The 16,634-nt window shown below is 69.8% G+C and carries 17 protein-coding genes; 7 read left to right on the forward strand and 10 right to left on the reverse strand.

Annotation, left to right across the window (positions count from 1 at the left end):
• Positions 1-5 precede the first annotated feature (5 nt).
• From pstB to ASD93_RS02650, 7 genes are all read right to left on the reverse strand, one after another.
• The gene (gene pstB / locus ASD93_RS02620; RefSeq protein ID WP_056118256.1) at positions 6-785 is read right to left on the reverse strand and encodes a phosphate ABC transporter ATP-binding protein PstB; all 780 of its coding nucleotides are present in this window, start codon (positions 783-785) and stop codon (positions 6-8) included.
• A 39-nt stretch (positions 786-824) separates the two neighbouring features.
• Entirely contained in the window at positions 825-1,934 is a 1,110-nt protein-coding gene (pstA, locus tag ASD93_RS02625) for a phosphate ABC transporter permease PstA (protein WP_082569122.1), read from the reverse strand.
• A 1-nt stretch (position 1,935) separates the two neighbouring features.
• Positions 1,936-2,877 (reverse strand): phosphate ABC transporter permease subunit PstC, encoded by a 942-nt coding sequence (gene pstC, locus ASD93_RS02630; protein WP_056118258.1) that lies wholly within the window; start codon positions 2,875-2,877, stop codon positions 1,936-1,938.
• A 70-nt stretch (positions 2,878-2,947) separates the two neighbouring features.
• The gene (locus tag ASD93_RS02635) at positions 2,948-4,060 is read right to left on the reverse strand and encodes a phosphate ABC transporter substrate-binding protein PstS (RefSeq protein WP_056118259.1); all 1,113 of its coding nucleotides are present in this window, start codon (positions 4,058-4,060) and stop codon (positions 2,948-2,950) included.
• Between the two features lie 200 nt (positions 4,061-4,260).
• Entirely contained in the window at positions 4,261-5,199 is a 939-nt protein-coding gene (locus ASD93_RS02640; protein ID WP_056118262.1) for an NUDIX hydrolase, read from the reverse strand.
• Positions 5,196-7,358 carry an RNA degradosome polyphosphate kinase gene (locus ASD93_RS02645; RefSeq protein ID WP_056118264.1) on the reverse strand — a complete coding sequence of 721 codons (2,163 nt, stop codon included), beginning with the start codon at positions 7,356-7,358 and terminating at the stop codon, positions 5,196-5,198. Before ASD93_RS02645 ends, ASD93_RS02640 begins: the two co-directional genes overlap by 4 nt.
• A gap of 85 nt (positions 7,359-7,443) precedes the next feature.
• On the reverse strand, positions 7,444-8,142 hold the full coding sequence (locus tag ASD93_RS02650; RefSeq protein WP_056118266.1) for a DNA-binding response regulator: 699 nt from the start codon (positions 8,140-8,142) through the stop codon (positions 7,444-7,446).
• A gap of 138 nt (positions 8,143-8,280) precedes the next feature.
• Between ASD93_RS02650 and ASD93_RS02655 the strand changes: the two genes are divergently transcribed.
• The 4 genes from ASD93_RS02655 (at position 8,281) to ASD93_RS02670 (ending at position 11,548) form a co-directional block, all read left to right on the forward strand.
• Entirely contained in the window at positions 8,281-8,571 is a 291-nt protein-coding gene (locus ASD93_RS02655; protein ID WP_056118268.1) for a hypothetical protein, read from the forward strand.
• A 148-nt stretch (positions 8,572-8,719) separates the two neighbouring features.
• A complete protein-coding gene (locus tag ASD93_RS02660) occupies positions 8,720-9,316 on the forward strand; it encodes an FABP family protein (RefSeq protein WP_056118270.1) in 597 nt (198 codons plus the stop codon).
• A complete protein-coding gene (locus ASD93_RS02665) occupies positions 9,313-10,422 on the forward strand; it encodes a YgfZ/GcvT domain-containing protein (protein WP_056118271.1) in 1,110 nt (369 codons plus the stop codon). Before ASD93_RS02660 ends, ASD93_RS02665 begins: the two co-directional genes overlap by 4 nt.
• Positions 10,423-10,447: 25 nt before the next feature.
• A complete protein-coding gene (locus ASD93_RS02670) occupies positions 10,448-11,548 on the forward strand; it encodes an FUSC family protein (RefSeq protein WP_056118274.1) in 1,101 nt (366 codons plus the stop codon).
• A 25-nt stretch (positions 11,549-11,573) separates the two neighbouring features.
• Here the strand turns inward: ASD93_RS02670 and ASD93_RS02675 are convergent, their stop codons facing one another.
• Positions 11,574-12,416, reverse strand: coding sequence for a class I SAM-dependent methyltransferase (locus ASD93_RS02675; protein WP_056118276.1), 843 nt, complete (start codon positions 12,414-12,416; stop codon positions 11,574-11,576).
• Between the two features lie 62 nt (positions 12,417-12,478).
• On the opposite strand from ASD93_RS02675, the gene ASD93_RS02680 reads away from it, so the two are divergent.
• Positions 12,479-13,228 carry a phosphoglyceromutase gene (locus tag ASD93_RS02680; protein WP_056118278.1) on the forward strand — a complete coding sequence of 250 codons (750 nt, stop codon included), beginning with the start codon at positions 12,479-12,481 and terminating at the stop codon, positions 13,226-13,228.
• Positions 13,229-13,291: 63 nt separating this feature from the next.
• Here the strand turns inward: ASD93_RS02680 and phoU are convergent, their stop codons facing one another.
• A complete protein-coding gene (gene phoU / locus ASD93_RS02685) occupies positions 13,292-13,972 on the reverse strand; it encodes a phosphate signaling complex protein PhoU (RefSeq protein WP_056118280.1) in 681 nt (226 codons plus the stop codon).
• A gap of 165 nt (positions 13,973-14,137) precedes the next feature.
• On the opposite strand from phoU, the gene ASD93_RS02690 reads away from it, so the two are divergent.
• Positions 14,138-15,358 (forward strand): sensor histidine kinase, encoded by a 1,221-nt coding sequence (locus ASD93_RS02690; protein WP_056118282.1) that lies wholly within the window; start codon positions 14,138-14,140, stop codon positions 15,356-15,358.
• Positions 15,355-16,038 carry a response regulator transcription factor gene (locus tag ASD93_RS02695; protein ID WP_056118283.1) on the forward strand — a complete coding sequence of 228 codons (684 nt, stop codon included), beginning with the start codon at positions 15,355-15,357 and terminating at the stop codon, positions 16,036-16,038. Before ASD93_RS02690 ends, ASD93_RS02695 begins: the two co-directional genes overlap by 4 nt.
• A gap of 61 nt (positions 16,039-16,099) precedes the next feature.
• On the opposite strand, the gene ASD93_RS02700 is transcribed toward ASD93_RS02695, so the two are convergent.
• Positions 16,100-16,573 carry a hypothetical protein gene (locus ASD93_RS02700; RefSeq protein ID WP_056118285.1) on the reverse strand — a complete coding sequence of 158 codons (474 nt, stop codon included), beginning with the start codon at positions 16,571-16,573 and terminating at the stop codon, positions 16,100-16,102.
• Positions 16,574-16,634: the final 61 nt, after the last annotated feature.

Genomic DNA, 16,634 nt, shown 5'->3' on the forward strand with positions numbered 1-16,634 from the left:
CGGGCTTATCCGAAGCGGCCCGAGACGTAGTCTTCGGTGGCCTGCACCGTGGGGGTCGTGAAGATCGACCTGGTGTCGTCGTACTCGATCAGCTTGCCGGGCTTGCCGGTGCCGGCGATGTTGAAGAACGCCGTCTTGTCGCTCACACGCGAGGCCTGCTGCATGTTGTGGGTGACGATGACGACCGTGTAGTCGTTCTTCAGTTCGCCGATGAGCTCCTCGATCGCGTACGTCGAGATCGGGTCCAGGGCCGAGCAGGGCTCGTCCATGAGGATGACCTCGGGCGAGACGGCGATCGCTCGGGCGATGCACAGGCGCTGCTGCTGGCCGCCCGAAAGGCCGGACCCCGGCTTGTCGAGGCGGTCCTTCACCTCGTTCCACAGGTTCGCGCCCTTGAGCGACTTCTCGACGAGGGCATCGCTGTCGGACTTCGAGATGCGCTTGTTGTTCAGCTTGACGCCGGCCAGCACGTTCTCGCGGATCGACATCGTGGGGAACGGGTTCGGGCGCTGGAAGACCATGCCCACCTGACGCCGCACGAGCACCGGGTCGACGCTCGGACCGTACAGGTCGTCGCCGTCGAGCAGCACCGAGCCCTCGACGCGAGCGCCGGGGATGACCTCGTGCATGCGGTTCAGCGTGCGCAGGAAGGTCGACTTACCGCAGCCCGACGGGCCGATGAAGGCCGTGACGCTGCGGGGCTCGATGTCGAGCGAGACGCCCTCGACGGCCAGGAAGTCGCCGTAGTAGACGTTCAGGTCGTTGACTTCGATGCTCTTGGACACGATTCCTCTGATTTCGCTTCGGGAAGTTTTCGGGGCCGCTCAGCGGCCCAGCTTGGGGGAGAAGATCTTCGCGACCAGACGCGCGATCAGGTTGAGGACCATGACGATGACGATGAGCACCAGCGCGGCGGCCCAGGCCCGGTCGTGGTACGCCTGCACCGGGATGCCTGCGTACATGTACTGCGTGTACGCGAACACGGGCAGGGTCATCATGCGGCCCTCGAACAGGTTGTAGTTCATGGATGTCGCGACGCCCGCCGTCAGCAGCAGCGGCGCCGTCTCGCCGATCACCCGTGAGATGGAGAGCATGACGCCCGTCGTGATGCCGGCGATCGAGGTCGGGAGGACGACCTTCGAGATCGTCAGCCACTTCGGCACGCCCAGCGCGTAGGCGGCCTCGCGCAGCTCGTTCGGCACGAGGCGCAGCATCTCCTCGCTCGAGCGCACCACGACCGGGATCATCAGAACCGAGAGGGCGATGGATCCCATGATCCCCATGCGGATGCCGGGGCCGAGGAACAGCGCGAAGAGGGCGTAGGCGAACAGGCCGGCCACGATCGAGGGGATGCCGGTCATCACGTCGACGAGGAATGTGATGCCCTGCGCCAGACGCTTGCCCGCGCCGTACTCGACGAGGTAGATCGCCGTGAAGATGCCGATCGGGATCGAGATGACGGCGGCCGCGAGCGTGATGAGGAGCGTGCCGACGATGGCATGCAGCGCGCCGCCGCCTTCGCCGACCACGTTGCGCATCGAGCTGCTGAAGAACTCCGCCGACAGGCCCGCGATGCCGTTGACCAGCACGGTCCAGGCGACCGAGACGAGCGGCACCATCGCGATGCCGAAGGCGACCGTGACGACGCCGGTGACGAGGCGGTCGACGCCCTTGCGGCGCCCCTCGACGACACTGGAGATCAGCGTGATGAACACAAGGTAGGCGAGCGCGGTGACGACGGCCCAGCCGGCGATGCTGAACTCGGAGCCGTCCGCCATGGCCAGCACGCCGAAGATGAGAGCCGTCAGCACGCCGCTGGCGATGAGGATGCCCCAGGGGGACCACGTCGGAAGGTGGCCACTGGTGAGCCGCTGGTGCTCGCGCAGCACCGGCGGCGGAGTCTCCTGCGAAGGGGGAGCAGTCACGATGGTCATGTCAGTTGGCTCCCGAGAATTCCTTGCGCCGGCTGACGATCCAGCGGGCGATCGCGTTCACGGCGAAGGTGACGATGAAGAGGATGAGGCCCGTGGCGATGAGGACGTTGATGTTCGTTCCGTACGCCTCGGGGAACGTCAGCGCGATGTTCGCGGGGATCGTGCTGGGGTTCTCGGACGTGAAGAGCTGGAAGGTGATCACGCCGGTGGCGGAGAGCACCATGGCGACGGCCATGGTCTCGCCGAGTGCGCGGCCCAGGCCCAGCATCGAGGCCGAGACGATGCCGCTGCGGCCGAAGGGGAAGACGGCCATGCGGATCATCTCCCAGCGGGTGGCGCCGAGCGCGAGCGCCGCCTCTTCGTGGAGGACCGGCGTCTGCAGGAAGATCTCGCGGCAGATGGCGGTGATGATCGGGACGACCATGACGGCGAGAACGATGGCCGCGGTGAAGATCGTACGGCCGGTCGCCGAGACGGTGCCGCCGAAGAGGGGGAACCAGCCCATGTTGGCGTTGAGCCACGCATAGACGGGTTGCACCGCGGGCGCGAGCACCATGATGCCCCAGAGGCCGAAGACGACCGAGGGAACCGCCGCCAGCAGGTCGACGATGTAGCCGAGACCCTGCGCGAGGCGGCGCGGAGCGTAGTGCGAGATGAAGAGCGCCACCGCGACGGCGAGCGGCACGGCCATGAGGAGCGCGAGGAACGAGGCCCAGACGGTGCCGAACGCGAGGGGCCAGACGTAGTCCCAGAAGTTCGAGGTGAGGAGCGACGCGGTATCGCTGGTCGCGGTCAACCCCGGGATCGACTGGACGATGAGGAAGATCGCGACGGCTGCGAGCGTCACGAGGATCATGGAGCCGGCCGCGAGCGCCGTGCCCGAGAACCAGCGGTCGCCGGGCCGCTGCTTGACCGTGGCCGCCGGGGCGGTCGTCGTCGTCATGGTGTCCTTCTGGTTCGGGTCGTGAGGGGTGAGACCCGGCCCGGCGACTGCCGGACCGGGTCTCGGGGTATTACTCGACGACGATCAGATCGATCGCCGCGTTGACCTGCTCGCGCAGCGAGTCCGAGATCGGCGCGTTTCCGGCGGCTGCGGCCGCGGCATCCTGGCCCTCGGGGCTGGCGACGTACTGGAGGTAGCCCTTGACGACCGGAGCGACCGCGGCGTCGATGTACTCCTCGCACGCGATCATGTAGCTCACGAGCACGATCGGGTACACGCCCTCCTCGGCCGACGTGCGGTCGAGCGAGATCGCGAGGTCGCCCGGGGTGCGGCCCTCTTCGAACGGCGAGGCGTCGACGACGGCCGCGGCGGCCTCGGGGGAGTAGGTGACGAACTCGTCGCCCACCTTGACGGCGGCGGTCGAGAGGCCCTCCTCGGCGGCGCGCGAGGCGTCGGCGTAGCCGACCGTGCCGTTGCCGCCGGCGACGGCCGAGACGACGCCCGACGTGCCCTGAGCGGCCTCACCGGTGCTGAGCGGCCACACGCCGTCCGGCTCCGCCGTCCACGCCTCGGGCGCGGCCTGGAAGAGGTAATCGGTGAAGTTCTCGGTCGTGCCCGAGTCGTCGGCGCGGTGCACCGGCGTCACGGCCAGATCGGGAAGCTCGACGCCCTCGTTCAGCGCGGCGATGGCCGGGTCGTTCCAGTTGGCGATCTCACCCGAGAACAGGCCCGCGATGGTGTCGGCGTCCAGGTTGAGCGAGTCGACGCCCTCGATGTTGAAGATGACGGCGATGGGGGAGATGTAGGTGGGGAGCTCGATGATGTCCGTGCCCTCGACGCAGCCGTCGAACGGACCGGCCTCGATCTCCTCGATCTTGAAGGCGCGGTCGGAACCAGCGAACGGGAACGCGCCCGCCTGGAACGACTCGCGGCCCGCGCCGGAACCGGCGGGGTCGTAGGTCACGTCGACCTCGGGGTTGGCGATCTGGAAGCCGGCGGTCCATGCGGCGACCGCGACCTCCTGCGACGAGGCGCCGCCACCGGCGATCGCGCCGGAGAGGTCGGAGACGGTGGGCTCGCCCGAGGAGCCGCCGGAGGGCGTCTCGTTGGACGCGCAGCCGGCGAGGGCGAGGGCCGCGACTGCGGCGACAGCGCCCACCTGGGCGATGCGGGAGATCTTCACTGTGTGAATCCTTCACGTGTCAGGGAATGAGGCCCGGGGTCGGGCTTCGGGTAGTGAACCCGGTGCAGGGCTCGCACTGAAACGTAGGCTCGGACTCTTAAGAGACTGCGCTGGGATGGTGAACGGGAGGTGAACGGAGCACCGACATCCATGCACGGGGATGCACGCTCGTTCACCTTCGCGGGGTGTTCGGCTCGCGCTCAGACCTTGGGTATGTGGGTCTCGATCGCGACGATGCCGGATCCGGGGTTCTCGACGGACAGGTGCGCCACCGAGAACGCGCCCGGCTCGAGCGCCGATGCGCTGCCGAGGTACGACCCGCGCAGCGTCCCCGTGGCGAGCGCGAGCTCGGACAGGATGTCGGGCAGCACCGGCCCGTGGCTGCACAGCACGGCCGCCTTGCGGCCGCGCACGCGCTGACCGATGATCGTGCGCGCGTCGGACTCGCCTTCCTCCCAGGCGTCCTGGCTGATGAGGGAGGACTTCTCGACCTTGCGCCCCAGCGCGGCGGCGAGAGGCGTGACCGTCTTCATGCACCGTACAGCGGGGCTCGAGACGATCTTGCGCGCGCCGAAGGCGAGCAGCGGACCGACGATCGAGTTCGCCTGCTTCTTGCCACGGGGGGCGAGCGGGCGCGCGGCATCCTCCCCGTCCCACTCCTCGCGCCCGAGCGCCTTGGCGTGGCGCAGCACGATGATGGGGAAGGTGCGCAGGACTCCCTCGTCGACGAGCTGCAGGAAGTGCTCGAGGATCTCGAGGTCGACCGGATAGCTGAGGCGCGAGCGAGCCTTCTTCGCCGTCACCCACTCGATCGCGGCGATCTCCTTGTTCGGCACGAACGCGGACGCGCGGATCGCGGCCTCCGTCGCCTCCGCCGACCAGTAGTGCACGATCTTGGTGCGCTTGCTGGGCAGCCGGTAGCGGGAGACGCCGACGGGCATGCCGAGGGCGACACGGATGCCGGTCTCCTCGAAGATCTCGCGCACCGCCGTCTCGGCGAGCATCTCGCCGGGATCGACCTTTCCTTTGGGAAGCGTCACATCGCGATAGCGGGTGCGGTGGATGAGCAGCACGCGCAGTTTTCCGTCCACCATGCGCCAGACGACTCCGCCCGCGGCATAGACCGCGGTCTCCGTCATCGCACCGCGCGTGCCCGCCGACGGCGCTGCACGTTGGTCATGGTGCGGTCCTGCACATCGACGAGGAGATGGCCGTCGTCGCCGACGTTGTGGCGGATCCACTCGCCGTCGGGGCCGAGGTGCCACGAGCTCGACGAGTCGCTCATCGCCAGGTCGAAGAAGTCGTGGAGCTCCTTGAGGTGACCGGGTGCGACGACCCGCACGAGCGCCTCGACGCGGCGATCGAGATTGCGGTGCATCATGTCGGCGCTGCCGATGTAGACCTGCCGGTCGCCGTCGTTGTGGAACGAGAAGATGCGCGAGTGCTCGAGGTAGCGGCCCAGGATGCTCCGCACTCGGATGTTCTCGCTCATGCCGGGAACGCCCGGCTTGAGCGAGCAGATGCCGCGCACCCACACGTCGACCTTCACGCCGGCCTGGCTCGCGCGGTAGAGGGCGTCGATGATCTGCTCGTCGACCATCGAGTTGACCTTGATGCGCACGCTGGCCGTGCGTCCGGCGAGGGCGTTGCGACGCTCCTTGTCGATCAGGCGCAGCAGGCCCTTGCGCAGGTGGAGCGGAGCGACGAGCAGGCGCTTGAACTTCTTCTCGATGGCGTAGCCGCTGAGCTCGTTGAACAGGCGCGTGAGGTCCCGTCCGACCTGGTCGTCTGCGGTGAACAGGCCGAAGTCCTCGTAGATGCGGCTGGTCTTGGGGTTGTAGTTGCCGGTGCCGATGTGGCTGTAGCTGCGCAGCACGCCGCCCTCCTCGCGGATGACGAGCGCGAGCTTGCAGTGCGTCTTCAGGCCGACCAGGCCGTAAACGACGTGCACGCCGGCCTTCTCGAGCTTGCGTGCCCACAGGATGTTGTTCGCCTCGTCGAAGCGCGCCTTGATCTCGACGAGCGCGAGCACCTGCTTGCCGGCCTCGGCGGCGTCGATCAGCGCCTCGACGATCGGGCTGTCACCCGAGGTGCGGTACAGCGTCTGCTTGATCGCGAGCACGTGCGGGTCTTTGGCCGCCTGGTCGAGGAACGCCTGCACGCTCGTCGCGAATGACTCGTACGGGTGGTGCACGAGCACGTCGCCCTTGCGGATCGATGCGAAGACGTCGGGCCGCTCGTTGTTGTCGCCGGGCTGGAACGCCATCGCGGTGGTGGGCACGTGCGGCTTGAACTTGAGATCGGGCCGGTCGATGCGCAGGTCGAACAGTCCGCGCAGGTCGAGCGGGCCGGGGAGGCGGTAGACCTCCTGCGCCGTGATGTCGAGCTCGCGGATGAGCAGGTCCAGCGTCAGGTCGTCCATGTCGTCGGTGATCTCGAGCCGGATCGGCGGGCCGAAGCGGCGCCGCAGGAGTTCGGCCTCGAGCGCCTGGATGAGGTTCTCGGACTCGTCCTCCTCGATCGCGACGTCCTCGTTGCGGGTCAGGCGGAACGCGTGGTGGTCGAGCACCTCCATGCCGGGGAAGAGGTCGTCGAGGTGGTTCGAGATGAGGTCTTCGAGCGGCAGGTAGCGCAGCACGCCCTCGGCCGAGGGCACCTCGACGAACCGGGGGAGCATCGGCGGCACCTTGAGCCGCGCGAACTCCTGGCGTCCGGTGCGGGCGTTGCGGATGCGGATCGCGAGGTTGAGCGAGAGTCCGGAGATGTAGGGGAAGGGGTGGGCGGGGTCGACCGCGAGCGGCATCAGCACCGGGAAGACCTGCGCCTGGAAGTACTCGTACAGCGCGGCGCGATCGTCCTCGTCGAGGGCGTCGTACCTCAGCACGTCGACACCGGCTCCGGCGAGCTCGGGCTTGATGAGCCGCATCCACGCGTCGGCGTGGCGCAGCTGCAGCCGGTGCGCTTCGGCGGAGATGTCGGCGAGCACTTCGGCGGGAGCCCGCCCGACGTTGGTGGGGATGGCGAGGCCGGTCACGATGCGGCGCTTGAGGCCGGCGACGCGGACCATGAAGAACTCGTCGAGGTTGCTCGCGAAGATCGCGAGGAAGTTCGCGCGCTCGAGGAGCGGCAGGTTCGGGTCCTCGGCCAGCTCGAGCACCCGCTGGTTGAACGCCAGCCAGCTCAGTTCGCGGTCGAGATAGCGGTGCTCGGGAAGCTGCGCATCCGGCTCTTCGTCCATGTCGAAGTCGTCGTCGTCCGCGTCGCCGAGCCCCGCGTCGAGCACCTCGTGATCGATCATCCCCTCATCATTGCAGGGACAGATGACGAGAGTGTGAACCGTTCGACTCGCTCCGCTCGCTCAGGGCGGTGCAGGTGCTCGCCCGTCAGGCGCCCGTGCGCTCGCGCGGTGCGGGGATCTGGTCGTCCTCGTAGACGTTGAAGCGATAGCCGACGTTGCGGACGGTGCCGATCAGCTGCTCCAGGTCGCCGAGCTTCGCGCGCAGTCGCCGCACGTGCACATCGACGGTGCGCGTGCCCCCGAAGTAGTCGTAGCCCCACACCTCGCTCAGCAGCTGCTCGCGGGTGAACACGCGCGACGGGTGCGTCGCGAAGAAGTGGAGGAGCTGGAACTCCTTGTAGGTGAGGTCGAGCGGCTTGCCGTGCACCTTCGCCGAGTACGACGACTCGTCGATCGTGATGCCCGACGTCTGGATCCGGGTCGACACCTGCTCCTTGCTCATCCGGCCGATCGCGAGCCGGACGCGCGCGTCGACCTCGGCGGGTCCGGCCGTCATCAGGATCACGTCGTCGATGCCCCAGTCCGTGGACACCGCGGTCAGGCCGCCCTCGGTGACGACGAGCAGCAGGGGGGCGTCGAGGCCCGTGGTGTTGAGGATCTTGCACAGCGACTTGGCGCCGACGAGGTCGATCCGCGCGTCCACGAAGATCACGTCGGCGCTGGGGGCGTTCACCAGCTGCGCGGGCTCCGCGGGGATCTGGCGGACGCGGTGGCTCAGCAGCTCGAGCGAGGGCAGGACGGGACCGGCTCCGTGTGCGGAGCTCAGAACCAGGAGCTGTGCCAAAGCGTTGCCTTCCCGGCGTGCGCGGACACGCCGTCGCCCCCAGTGTAGGGCGTGGTCGAGGGGCCGATCCGCGCCCGGATGACCCGGGACATCCGTCTCAGTGATGCATCTCGCGGCGCGGTGGGCGAGAATGGGCGCGTGGCCGTGCCTGAACTCGCTCCCCGTCGCACCCTCGGCGGCGTCATCGCCGTGTGGGTCGTGGCTGCTGTGATCGGCGTGCTCGTGGGCCTGCTGGCGGGGGATGAGTGGCGCGCGCAGTGGCTGGCTGTCGGATTGGGCGGATGCCTCATCCTCGCGTTCGCCATCCAGCTGTGGGGCGGTCGCTCGCAGGGCTTCACCGAACGGGTCGCCGCGAGCGCTCTCGGCGCTCTCCTGGTCATGGGTGTCATCAGTCTCGGCTTCGGCCTGGCCTCCATCGTCCCGGGCTGAATCCGGCTGGCTAGACTGGACCCATGGATCTCTTCGCGCTCGAGATGTTCTTCGTGGGTCTCCTCGGACTGGCGACGCTTGCGATCGCCTTCGTCTCGGTCGTCGTCCTGAAGAACCTGTACCGCGGCCAGCGCTGATCGTCCGCGCCGTGTTCGACCTGCCGACCGACCTCCCGGCCGATCTCGCCCCGCTCTCGTGGCTCGTCGGCGTGTGGGAGGGCACTGGGGTCATCGACTACGCCGACCACGCCTACGCGGGCGAGTTCACGCACCGCGTGAGCTTCAGCCATGACGGCGGCGACTACCTGAACTACTCCGCGAGCGCCTGGATCCACGGCGAAGGCGACGCCCGCACGCCCCTCGTCGCAGAGATGGGGTACTGGCGACTCTCGCGGCCCGCGACCGACGCCGATGCTGGGCCGGGCCTGCTGCCGCCCCTCGCCACCGCGCCGCCACGCACCGCCGACGACGTGGAGCTGCTGCGCAATGCGGAAGGCGGCTTCGACATCGAGGTCGTCCTCGTCCACGCCGACGGCGTGAGCGAGCTCTACCTCGGACAGATCCGCGGCCCGCGCATCGACATCGCCACCGACGCAGTCGTGCGTCCTGCGGCCGCCAAGACCTACTCGGCCGCGACCCGGATGTACGGGCTCGTCGACGGACACCTGCTGTGGGCGTGGGACATGGCCGCGCTCGACGAGGAGCTCGGCGCACACGCGTCGGCTCGCCTCGCGAGGGCGGAATGATGGACTCGCCGTTCGCCGGGCTTCCGGCCGCCGTGGTCGACGAGACCGGACTGCAGCACCTCGGCAGCCCGCTCGCCGAGCAGCGATCCCTCGCCGCCGGCCGCGCCGTAGTGCCGCTCGGTGACCGCACGGTCCTCGCCGTTCCCGGGGAGGACCGCCTCTCGTGGCTCGACTCGCTCACGTCGCAGGCGCTCGCCGCGCTCCCGCCGGGAGTGAGCACCGAGCTGCTCGTGCTCGACCCGCAAGGTCACGTCGAGCATGCGGCATCCGTCATCGACGACGGCCAGACGACGTGGCTGATCGTCGATCGCGCGGATGCCGAGGGGCTCCTGTCGTGGCTGCGCAAGATGCGGTTCCGCCTGCGGGTCGACCCCCGCGACGCCGGCGACGAGTTCGCCGTCATCGGCGGCACGGCGGCGGGCCTCGCCGCCGTCGATCCCGCCGTGCCCGCGGGCCTTCCTCTCGTGTGGATCGATCCGTGGCCCGACGTCGCGCCCGGCGGTCACGGGTACGCCGCCGTCGATCCGCATCCGGGCACGGAGCGCGACTGGGCCGAGGCGATCGTCACGCGCGAGGAGGAGCAGCGGATCGCGGATGCCGCCTCCCGCGGCGACCTCGCTCTCGCGGGCCTCGTCGCCGCCGACGCCCTGCGCATCGCCGCCTGGCGACCGCGGTGGTCGGCCGACGTCGACGAGCGTGCGCTCCCGCACGAGCTGGATTGGCTGCGCACGGCCGTGCACCTCAGCAAGGGGTGCTACCGCGGCCAGGAGACGGTGGCCAAGGTGCACAATCTCGGCCACCCGCCCCGGCGGCTCGTGGCGCTCCAGCTCGACGGCAGCTCGAGTGTTCTTCCCGCTCACGGGGCGACGGTGCGCGTCGGCGACGACGCGGTGGGTGCGGTGACGTCCGCCGCGCTGCACTTCGAGGAAGGTCCGATCGCGCTCGCGATCGTGCGGCGCTCGACTCCGATCGATGCGACCCTGCTCGTCGACACCGACGACGGACCGATCGCCGCGACGCAGGAGGTCGTGGTCCCGCCCGACGCGGGCGCGACAGCGAACATCCCCCGGATCACACGGCTTTCGCGACGCGCCTCCGCGCAGTGACGACGGGCCGGGGGAGCGAAGGCTGATGAGCGGTCCTCCCACGACCACGGCCATCCCCACGGGCTGGCGCGCCCGGCTCGACCCTCGCCCGGCGCTCGTGCGCCTGCGCGAGTCGGGCATCCCGATCATCCAGATCGTCGTCGCGGCGACCGGATCGTATGCCTTCGCGCACTACGCGCTCGGCCACCCGGCGCCTCTGCTGGCGGCGACCGTCACCGTGGGCAGCCTGGGCCTCGTGCGCGACGCACGGCCCCGCCGCGTGCTCGAGACCGTGCTCGGCATGCTGGTGGGCATCCTCATCGCCGAGCTGCTGCTGATCCTGACCGGCACCGGCTGGTGGCAGCTCGCTCTGGCGCTCGGACTCACGCTCGTCGTTGCGCGCCTGCTGTCCGCTCAGGCGGGCTTCGCCATCGCCGCCGCGATCCAGTCCCTCATCGTGATGGTGATCCCCGCGACGATGCCGTTCCTTCGCCTGATCGACGGGATCATCGGCGGCATCGCCGCCCTGCTCGTGACGGCGCTCATCCCCCGCAATCCGCTGCGAGACGCCCTCCGTGAGGGGCGGGCCGTCTTCGCGGCGGTCGACAAGGCGTCGGCGGCGCTCACGCAGGCGCTGCGGCGCGGCGACCGACTGCGCGCGGAACGCGGCCTCGAGAGGGCCCGTGCGCTGCAGCCGCTGCTCGACGAGTGGGCATCCTCCCTCGAGTCGGGCCGCGCCATCGCCCGCATCTCGCCGTTCCTGCGCCGCCAGCGTTTCGAACTGGAGCGGCAGGAGCGCATCCGCGCCTCGACGGACCTCGCCACCCGCAACCTGCGCGTGGTCGCGCGTCGCGTCGTCTATCTGTGCGACGACGGGGTCAACCGTCCGGTCGCGGCCGACGTGCTGGCGGAGATCGTGCGGGGCGCCGGCTTCGTCTCGGACTCGCTCGACGACATCTCGCTCGAGCCCGCGGCGCGCGCGGCGATCTCCGCTGTCGTGTCGCGCCTCGACCCCGCCGCGCTCGTCCCCGGCGCGTCGCTGGGCGAGCAGAACCTGATCGCGGCGATGCGTCCACTCGTGGTCGACCTGCTCACCGCGACGGGCATGACCCCCGAGGACGCCCGCGCCGCCGTACCCCGCATCTGATCCGCGGCGGTTCGCCCGCGCCCGTCTAAAGGGGCGCCACGGCCTCCCACGGCAGCGTGAGCTCACCGAGTCGCCATCGCGACCGATCTCGGACCGGCCAGCCGGCGCGGCCGAGCGCTTCGAGCGCCACGCGCCAGCGCTCCACCGGGCCGAACGGCGACATCGCGGACGCTCGCTCCCACTCCGCGTCGAGCGCGTCGAGCAGCGCGTGCACGCGCTCGCCGGGGACGTTGCGGTGGATGAGCGCCTTGGGGAGCCGCTCCGCCGCGACGGACGGATGCTCCAGCCCGGCCAGCCGCAGCGAGACGGTGAACGAGACCGGCGTGCCCGCGGCATCCAGCGCGATCCACGTCGCGATGCGACCGAGTTCGTCGCACGTCCCCTCGACGAGCAGCCCGCCGGGCGCGAGCCGCGCCGCCATCGATGTCCACGCCGCGGCCACCTCGGGTTCGTCGTACTGCCGCAGCACGTTGAAGGCGCGGATGACCGTCGGGCGCCGCCCGCCCGGAACCGGCACCTCGAAGCCGCCCAGGCCGAACGAGACCTTCGCGTCAGGCGCGAACGACGTCAGGCCGGCTCGCACCGCCGCCAGCTGCTCGTCGGCGCGGGCGACGCGAGCCGGGTCGATCTCGAGTCCTCGCACCTCGACATCGGGGCGCGTGCGCGCCAGGCGGGCCTGCAGCTCGAGCGCCGTGACGCCGCTCGCACCGTAGCCGAGATCGATCACGAGGGGATCGTCGGCCCGTCGCAGCGAGGGATGACGGGCGATCCAGCGGTCGATCCGCCGCAGACGATTCGTGCCGGTCGTCCCGCGGGTGATCCGCCCGACCCTCGGAACGCGCGCGGCGGAGGAGCGAGCGGAGCCCATGTCCCCATGATGCCAGCCGTCATCGACCGCAGTCGCTCGCAGGGCGCCGATATCATGGGCCCATGACCGCGCCCTACACGCTGATCCTCCTCCGACACGGCCAGAGCGAGTGGAACAAGACCAACCAGTTCACGGGCTGGGTCGATGTCCGCCTCACCGAACAGGGCAAGGCCGAGGCCGCGCGCGGCGGCGAGCTGCTCGCCGAGTCCGGCATCCTTCCCGACGTCCTCCACACCTCGGTGCTCAGCCGCGCCATCCAGACGGCGAACATCGCCCTCGACAGCGCCGACCGCCTCTGGATCCCCGTGAAGCGCACGTGGCGCCTCAACGAGCGTCACTACGGCGCGCTGCAGGGCAAGGACAAGGCGCAGACGCTCGAGGAGTTCGGCAACGACCAGTTCATGCTGTGGCGCCGCTCGTTCGACGTCCCGCCGCCGCCGCTGCCCGCGGACGACCAGTACAGCCAGGTCGGAGACCCGCGGTACGCCGGAATCGACGGCGACGTGCCCGACACCGAGTCGCTCGCGCTCGTCATCGACCGCATGCTGCCCTACTGGCACAGCGACATCGTGCCCGACCTCCAGGCCGGGAAGACAGTGCTCGTGACCGCTCACGGCAACTCTCTCCGCGGCCTGGTCAAGCACCTCGACGGCATCAGCGATGCCGACATCGCCGAGCTCAACATTCCGACCGGCATCCCGCTGGTCTATCGGCTCGACGAGAACCTCCGCCCGCTCGCACCCGGCGAGTACCTCGACCCCGAGGCGGCCGCCGCCGGCGCTGCCGCCGTCGCCGCGCAGGGCAAGAAGTAGGTCGACGGCAAGAGACCGGATGCCCCTCCGCGGGGCATCCGGTCTCTTGCTGTGCGGCGCGAGCTAGAGCTGGGTCTGAACGATGTCCAGCGCGTCGGTCGCCGGCGTCCAATCGCCGGTGGAGAGGTAGGCGACCTTCTTCGCCACGGAGACCGCGTGGTCGGCGAAGCGCTCGTGGTAGCGGCTCGCGAGGGTCGCGTCCACGGTGGCGGATGCCTCGCCCTGCCAGCTGTCGCTGAGCACCTTCTCGAAGACCGACACGTGCAGGTCGTCGATCTCGTCGTCGGCGTTGCGGATGTGCTCGGTGAGGGCGAGGTCCTGCGTGCGGAGGAGCTCGGTGAGCTGGCGCGCCACCTCGACGTCGAGCTCGCCCATCTTCGTGAACGTGGACTTGAGGCCCTTGGGGATGGCGCGCTCGGGGAATCGCATGCGTGTGAGCTGGGCGATGTGCTCGGCGATGTCGCCCATGCGCTCGAGCGACGCGCTCATGCGCAGCGCGCTGACGACGATGCGCAGATCGCGGGCCACGGGCTGCTGGCGCGCGAGGATCTCGATGGCGAGCTCGTCGAGTGCGACGGCCTTCTCGTCGATGACGGCGTCGTTCTCGATGACCTCCTCGGCCAGCGAGACGTCGCTCGTGCTGAATGCGCGCGTCGCTTTGTCGATGGCGACCGTGACCAGCTCGGCGATCTCGACGAGACGGCTCTGCACATCCTCGAGCGACTGGTGGAAGACTTCGCGCATGACGCACCTTTCGTGACTCGGGCAGCACCTGCCACCTCGATCAGTGGCGATTGTCGCCAGCGAAGGTTAACGAACGGTGCCACCGCGGTGAATAGTACCCGGCGCACCCGCGAGACTCCGGCCGTATGGCGGGCCGCGCTCCCGGGCTCCCTCTACGCTGTCACCATGGATACGACGCAGCTTGCGCTGCTCGCCCTCCTCGCCGGCGTCATCATCGGGGGCTCCGTCTCCGCGGTCATCGTCACCTCCCTGCGAGCGCGCGATCGTGCCCGTGTGGAGACCTCGCTGGCCATTCCCGAGGGGGTGCGCGAGGTGCTGCACGGCATGGATGACGCCGCGGTGGTCATCGACGCCTCGTTCACGGTGCTCGCCGCCTCGGCGCCCGCCGCCCCCTTCCACTTCGTCGAGGGGCGCTCGGTACCCGCCGACGAACTGCGCGGCGTCGCCCGCGCCGCCCGCGGCGCCACCGGGGCCGCCACCGAGACGATCCGGCTGCGGCGAGGCGCTCCGCCGGCGGAACCGCGCCTGGTCATCGTGCGGGCGACGCGCATCTCGCCGCGGCTCACGCTTCTCGTGCTGCGCGACATCACCGAGCGCGAGCGCGTCGAGCAGATGCGCCGCGACTTCGTCGCCAACACGAGCCACGAGCTCAAGACCCCGGTGGGCGCGGTGAGCCTGCTCGCCGAGGCCATCGAATCGGCTGCCGACGATCCGCCTCAGGTGCGCATCTTCGCGGCGCGGCTCACGGCCGAGGCGAACCGTCTCGCCCTGCTGACCTCGCGCATCATGAACCTGTCCCGCCTGCAGTCCTCGGAGGACCTCACCGAGGAGCGCGACGTGTCGATCGACGAGGTGGTCGCCGCATCGCTGGACGCCCACGCGATCCAGGCGGACTCGGCCGGAGTCGAGGTGGTCCGGGGAGGCACGCGCGGGCTGTACGTGCGCGGCGACGCGCAGGTGCTGAGCGAGGCCGTCGGAAACCTCATCGCCAACGCGATCGCGTACTCGCCCCAGGGCTCCAGCGTCGGAGTGGGCGTCAAGCTCGTGGACGGCGTCGTCGAGATCGCCGTGACCGACCGCGGGATCGGCATCGCCGAAGGCGAGCAGGACCGCGTCTTCGAGCGGTTCTACCGCGCCGATCCGGCCCGAGCCCGCCGTACCGGCGGCAGCGGCCTGGGTCTGTCGATCGTCAAGCACGCGGTGCAGCGCCATGGCGGCGAGGTGCGCCTGTGGTCGCGCCCCGGTCGCGGATCGACCTTCACCATCCGACTTCCCGGGACGGCCGCGCCGGTCGAGCGGGCCGCACCCAAGCGCGGCCGCAAGAAGAAGCGCGTCGCGGCCACCGAGGAACCCCGACCCCTTCCCGTGAATGGAGAATCCGTATGACCCGCGTTCTGATCGTCGAGGACGAGCCCGACCTCGCCGACCCGCTGGCCTACCTGCTGCGTCGGGAGGGATTCGAGGTCGACATCGCCGAGGACGGTCCCGCCGCGCTCGTGGCCTTCCGTGAGCGGGGCGCTGACATCGTGCTCCTCGATCTGATGCTGCCCGGCATGCCGGGAACCGAGGTGTGCCGTCAGATCCGCGCCTCGTCGTCGGTCCCCGTCATCATGCTGACCGCCAAGGACTCCGAAGTGGACATCGTGGTGGGTCTCGAACTCGGAGCCGACGACTACGTGACCAAGCCGTACTCCGCCCGCGAGCTGCTCGCACGCATGCGCGCGGTGCTCCGGCGGTTCGCGCAGGTCGACGCCGACCTCGACGACCGTGTGCTCGAAGGCGGACGCGTGGTGCTCGACATCGACCGCCACACCGTCGCTGTCGAAGGCTCGGAGATCAGCATGCCCCTCAAGGAATTCGAGCTGCTCGAGGTGCTGATGCGCAACGCCGGGCGTGTGCTCACCCGCGGGCAGCTGATCGACCGCGTGTGGGGGAGCGACTACTTCGGTGACACCAAGACGCTCGACGTGCACATCAAGCGCATCCGCTCGCGCATCGAATCGAACCCGGGCGCTCCCGAGATGCTGGTGACGGTGCGCGGACTCGGCTACCGGTTCGAAGGCTGAGCCGAAACGAGAGAGCCCGCCTCGCGATCTGCGCGGGCGGGCTCTTGCGTGCGGTCGGTCGTCAGGGGACGAGCGGCGCCAGGTAGGGGAGTGCGCCGTCGAGCACCGGCACGGAGATGAGCGTGCCGTTCTCGTCGCCCGACTGGAAGTAACCGGGGATGTCGGCACCGGGAGGGGTATCGAGGCCCTCGACGAGGATGGGGTCCTCGCCGTCGGCGCCGAGGCTGACCGTGGTGCGCGCGGGCACGCGCTGCGTGAGCGTGATCGTGTCGTCTCCCTCACCGAGCTCGACGCGCAGAGTGTGCGACTCGTCGGTGTCATTGACGATCGCGGCCACGAAGTTGCCCGTGTCGCCGTCGTCGGTGGCGACGATGTAGGCGTTGCGCACGTCGAGGGGGCCGGCGTCGTAGACGTTGACGCCCTCAGCCGCCGAGTACTCGATCGTCGTCGCCTGGGGCGAGATCATGCTGCAGCCCGTCGTGCCGAGAACCAGAGCGGTTGCGACGGCGATCGACGCGAAGTGACGGGGTTTCACGGGTCCTCCCAGGACGGATGACGGCTTCCTCAGCATTCTAGGGGTTCGCCGCGACCGCCGT

This window comes from Microbacterium sp. Root180, assembly GCF_001428485.1.
Taxonomy (GTDB): Bacteria; Actinomycetota; Actinomycetes; order Actinomycetales; family Microbacteriaceae; genus Microbacterium.

Excerpts from the sequence above, each read along its gene's own strand:
- pstA (WP_082569122.1), bottom strand. The coding sequence starts at position 1,934 with ATGACCATCGTGACTGCTCCCCCTTCGCAGGAGACTCCGCCGCCGGTG.
- pstC (WP_056118258.1), bottom strand. The coding sequence starts at position 2,877 with ATGACGACGACGACCGCCCCGGCGGCCACGGTCAAGCAGCGGCCCGGC.
- ASD93_RS02640 (WP_056118262.1), bottom strand. The coding sequence starts at position 5,199 with ATGACGGAGACCGCGGTCTATGCCGCGGGCGGAGTCGTCTGGCGCATG.
- ASD93_RS02645 (WP_056118264.1), bottom strand. The coding sequence starts at position 7,358 with ATGATCGATCACGAGGTGCTCGACGCGGGGCTCGGCGACGCGGACGAC.
- ASD93_RS02665 (WP_056118271.1), top strand. The coding sequence starts at position 9,313 with ATGATGGACTCGCCGTTCGCCGGGCTTCCGGCCGCCGTGGTCGACGAG.
- ASD93_RS02670 (WP_056118274.1), top strand. The coding sequence starts at position 10,448 with ATGAGCGGTCCTCCCACGACCACGGCCATCCCCACGGGCTGGCGCGCC.
- ASD93_RS02675 (WP_056118276.1), bottom strand. The coding sequence starts at position 12,416 with ATGGGCTCCGCTCGCTCCTCCGCCGCGCGCGTTCCGAGGGTCGGGCGG.
- ASD93_RS02680 (WP_056118278.1), top strand. The coding sequence starts at position 12,479 with ATGACCGCGCCCTACACGCTGATCCTCCTCCGACACGGCCAGAGCGAG.
- phoU (WP_056118280.1), bottom strand. The coding sequence starts at position 13,972 with ATGCGCGAAGTCTTCCACCAGTCGCTCGAGGATGTGCAGAGCCGTCTC.
- ASD93_RS02690 (WP_056118282.1), top strand. The coding sequence starts at position 14,138 with ATGGATACGACGCAGCTTGCGCTGCTCGCCCTCCTCGCCGGCGTCATC.
- ASD93_RS02695 (WP_056118283.1), top strand. The coding sequence starts at position 15,355 with ATGACCCGCGTTCTGATCGTCGAGGACGAGCCCGACCTCGCCGACCCG.